Genomic DNA, 4,377 nt, shown 5'->3' with positions numbered 1-4,377 from the left:
GAAGCTCCTCAAAATGCTCAAGAAACCCAATCGCTTCGCCCAAGGCACCACACGGTTCCATCCGTCCCTCCCAAGCCAAAAAGTGAGATGTCCCAGCAGGTGTGGCCGGGCGTCGGGCAGGATAGAGGTGGATGATTGCCGCCCCGCTCTTCCGCACCCCGCACCCGCAGAGTTGAGGACACGCTCCATGACTGAACCCCGATATCCTGTCCACATGCCCGGCCGACTGCCCCGCCTTGGCCGGACAGTCTGGCCATTGCTGGGTGCGCTGATGGTCGCGGGTGGTGCTCTGGCGGCAGAGGCAACGCCGCCCAAGGATGCGGTGATGGCCGAGCCGGGGCCACAGGCGGCCAGCCAGCGCGGCATGTCATGCGTTGGCGAGGAACCGTTCTGGAGCCTGGATATCGGCATGACCGAGGCGAAGCTGTCGCGGCCGGGGGCCGATGGCATCGACGAGACCGTGCTGACCGGCCAGCTTCAGTCGCTGGATTTCCTGGACCCGCCGATCCACAGCTTCCGGGGCGTGCCCGAAGACGCGCCCGACCAGGTGCTGGTTGCGACCATGGTGCGTGAGATCTGCGCCTCGACCATGTCGGACCAGACCCCCGACCGGCCATGGCGTGCCGTGATTTCCTTCCCCGATGGCAGCCTCGCCACCGGCTGCTGCAAACCCGCCGGCGAGGTGCAGGCGGTGCTGGACCCGACGGCCGGGCCGGCTGAGCGCGCCGAGGATGAGGCGGGGGCGGACGAGGCCTCCCATAGCGATGACAGCCCGGTGGACGACAGCCCGGCGGACGGCAGCCCGGTGGGCGGCAGGTCGGCGGATGGCAGCCCGGCGCACGAGAACTGGGCGCGGGATCTGGCGAGCCTGATGCCGGCGATCCGGGCCTGCGTCGCCGATGGCCGGGTGCCGGTGCAGGCGGTGACGGCCGCACGGGTGATGAACGAGGGATTGATCGGCGTGCGGCTGCGGGCGCCCGACGGCTCACGCCACGACTGCATCACCAGCGACGCAAAGGTGTCGGCCATCGACCCGGTGCCCGAGGATGCAGCCGACACCTGGCCCGGCGAGGGCGATCCGCTGTTCCTGCCGGCCGGCGACCAGCCCCCCACGGCCGCCTGCGGCACCGTGGAGCGGGTGCTGGATGGCGACGGGCAACTGGTTGGTTATCTGCATGCGGCGCCATGCGGTTGAGTGGCGCCCGATCTGCCGTGGACCACTGAGCTGCCCTCGCACAAGACTGCCATCGCACAAGAAGAGGGGGATCCCGGCGCGTGGCCGGCATCCCCCGTCTTCATCGTGCAGATCCGGTGCGGATCAGCGCACGATGACGTTCTTGAACGCCCAGGGCTCGCTGCGATCCAGATCCTCGGGGAACAGGGTCTCGCGGTCCTGCAGCGGGGTCCAGTTGGTCCAGTAGCCGGCCATGGTGCCGAGATAGGGGGTCGAGATTTCCATGATCCGGCGCTCGTCGACCTCTTCGGGCTCGACCAGGCCGGCGGTGGGGTTCTCGATCGCCCAGATCATCGCCGCCAGCACCGACACCGTCACCTGAAGGCTGGTGGCGTTGTTGTGCGGGGCCAGTTCGCGGGCCTCGTCGATGGTCAGCTGCGAGCCATACCAGTAGCTGCCCTTGGCGGGGCCGTTGATCAGCACGCCCAGCTCGTCGACACCGCCGGGCTGGATCTCGTTCATCAGGATGCGGACGCTGGGCTGAAGCTCCCAGTTCTTGCCGGCGAATTCGTGCAGGGACAGCACGGCCTCGTCGCAGGGGTGATAGGCGTAATGGCTGGTCGGGCGATAGACCACCGCGCCTGCCTCGTCGCGCACCGTGAAATAGTCGGCGATCGAGATCGACTCGTTATGGGTGACCAGCCAGCCATGGATCGGGCCTTCGCTGGGCACCCAGGTGCGCACGCGGGTGCCGGCGCCGGGACGCATCAGATAGATGGCGCTGTCGCAGCCGAAATCATGGCGGCGGCCCTCCGGCGGCATCTCGGGCTCATGCGTGCCCCAGCCCAGTTCCGACGGCTGGCAGCCTTCGCCGACGAAGCCGTTGACCGACCAGGTGTTGACGAATTCGCCGCGCGCCTTGGCGGGCTCGCCCTTCTGGGTGTCACGCTCGGCGATGTGCACGACCTTGACGTCGAGCGCCTGCGCCAGCGCCGCCCAGCCTTCACGGCTGTCGGGGCGGGTGGCATCGACGCCGGATGCCTTGGCGATGTCGAGCAGCGCCACTTTCAGGAAATGCGACACCAGGCCCGGATTGGCGCCATGGGCGATGACCGCGGTCGACCCGGCGCCCAGTTCGCGCTTCAGGTCCAGCGCGGTCTCGCGGAGCGCGTAATTGCTGCGCTGCGAGGGGCTGAGATCGGGATCGGTATAGCCACCCGGCCAGGGCTCGATGCAGGTGTCGACATAAAGCGCACCCAGCTCGCGGCACTTGCGGATCAGCGCGAGGCTTGAGACCTCGACCGAGACGTTGCACAGGAAATCGCCCTGGCCCAGCCGCGCTTCCAGCTCACCCACATAGTTCTCGCGGGTCAGCGCCATCTTCAGGAAGGTGACGCCGTATTCATCGGCAACCGCCTTGCCGGCATCATCGGGCGAGATGATGGTGATGTGGTCGGGGGTGATGTCGATATGGCGCAGGATCAGCGGCAGAACGCCCTGTCCGATGCTGCCGAAGCCGAGCATCAACAGGCGGCCGGGGAGAGCGGCGTGCTTGGTCATGATGCGATATGCACTCCTTGTGCGCCGGCATCGCCCGCATGGCGGCCGGCTGTCCCGCCCGGGCGATGGCCGGGGCGTCTCTGACATGGAACGGCGACGCGCGCGGCTTGTCCACCGCGCGCGGTCGAGATTTCAAGGCTTTGTCACAGAAAGCCGGTCGGCGCCGGGGCGCCGGCGCGGTCTTGACCGTGGTCAGCCGCGGTCACCGCGCTTCGCGCCAAGCCGCAGGCGCAGCGCGTTCAGCTTGATGAACCCCTGGGCGTCGCGCTGGTCATAGACCTGATCGGCCTCGAAGGTCGCGAACGCTTCGTCATACAGGCTCTTCGGCGACTTGCGGCCGACGACGGTGACATTGCCCTTGAACAGCTTCAGCCGGACGGTGCCGACCACGTTCTTCTGGCTCTCATCCACCAGCGCCTGGATCATCTCGCGCTCGGGCGAGAACCAGAAGCCGTTATAGATCAGCTCCGCATAACGCGGCATCAACTCGTCCTTCAGGTGCGAGGCACCACGGTCGAGGGTCAGGCTTTCCATCGCGCGATGGGCCACGATCAGGATCGAGCCGCCGGGGGTTTCATACACGCCGCGCGACTTCATGCCGACGAAGCGGTTCTCGACCAGATCCAGCCGGCCGATGCCGTTGGCGCCGCCCAGATCGTTCAGCCGGGTCAGCAGGGCCGCCGGGCTCAGCAACTCGCCGTCGATCGACACCGGGTCGCCATGCTCGAAGCCGATCTCGACATAGGTCGGCTCGTCGGGTGCCGCCGCGGGCGAAACCGAGCGGGTGAACATCTCCTCGTCGGGCTCGATCCACGGATCTTCCAGCGCCCGGCCCTCATACGAGATGTGCAGCAGATTGGCGTCGGTGGAATAGGGCGCCTCGCCGCGCTTGCCCTTGGCGATCGGGATCTGGTGCTTCTCGGCATAGTCGATCAGCCTGGTGCGCGAATTCAGATCCCATTCCCGCCAGGGCGCGATCACCTTGATGCCCGGCTCCAGCGCGTAATAGCCAAGCTCGAACCGGACCTGATCGTTGCCCTTGCCGGTGGCGCCATGCGACACGGCGTCGGCCCCCACCTTGCGGGCGATCTCGATCTGGCGCTTGGCGATCAGCGGCCGGGCGATCGAGGTGCCGAGCAGGTAGACGCCCTCATAGAGCGCGTTGGCGCGGAACATCGGGAAGACGTAATCGCGCACGAATTCCTCGCGCAGGTCTTCCACGAAAATCTCGGACGCGCCCATCATCTCGGCCTTCGCGCGCGCCGGTTCCAGCTCCTCGCCCTGGCCGAGATCGGCTGTGAAGGTGACGACCTCGCAGCCATAATTCTCCTGCAGCCAGCGCAGGATGATCGAGGTGTCGAGACCGCCGGAATAGGCGAGGACGACCTTCTTGACGTCGCGGCTCATGTTCTGAAAGCCCCCGGGAACGACAGGTTATGGGCGGAGTGTGCGGTGATCGCGGCGGTATAAGGACCATCAGGACGGCCGAGTACGACCCGCCCTGGACCCGATCAAGGGCCGCGGATCGGCGCAGTATAGTGCAAACGCGCGTGGCGGCAACTCAGGGCAACGAGTTCAGGTTAACGCGGTGATCGGAATCTCTGGCGCACGATAGTTTGGCGTGATTCAACAGGCTTCCACAG

The 4,377-nt window shown here is 66.8% G+C and carries 3 protein-coding genes; 1 reads left to right on the top strand and 2 read right to left on the bottom strand.

Annotation, left to right across the window (positions count from 1 at the left end; genetic code table 11):
• The first annotated feature begins 187 nt into the window (after positions 1-187).
• A complete protein-coding gene (locus tag IEW15_RS24860; protein WP_188583127.1) occupies positions 188-1,195 on the top strand; it encodes a hypothetical protein in 1,008 nt (335 codons plus the stop codon).
• Positions 1,196-1,318: 123 nt separating this feature from the next.
• Here IEW15_RS24860 and IEW15_RS24855 read toward each other — a convergent pair whose 3' ends face one another.
• Both IEW15_RS24855 and IEW15_RS24850 read right to left on the bottom strand, forming a co-directional pair.
• Complete coding sequence (locus tag IEW15_RS24855) at positions 1,319-2,734, bottom strand: homospermidine synthase (RefSeq protein ID WP_188583125.1); 1,416 nt, start codon at positions 2,732-2,734, stop codon at positions 1,319-1,321.
• Positions 2,735-2,926: 192 nt separating this feature from the next.
• Positions 2,927-4,141, bottom strand: coding sequence for an argininosuccinate synthase (locus IEW15_RS24850; RefSeq protein WP_188583123.1), 1,215 nt, complete (start codon positions 4,139-4,141; stop codon positions 2,927-2,929).
• Positions 4,142-4,377: the final 236 nt, after the last annotated feature.

It is taken from the genome of Tistrella bauzanensis (genome assembly GCF_014636235.1).
GTDB classification, from domain to species: Bacteria; Pseudomonadota; Alphaproteobacteria; order Tistrellales; family Tistrellaceae; genus Tistrella; species Tistrella bauzanensis.
This window is presented reverse-complemented; position numbering and strand designations above follow the sequence as displayed.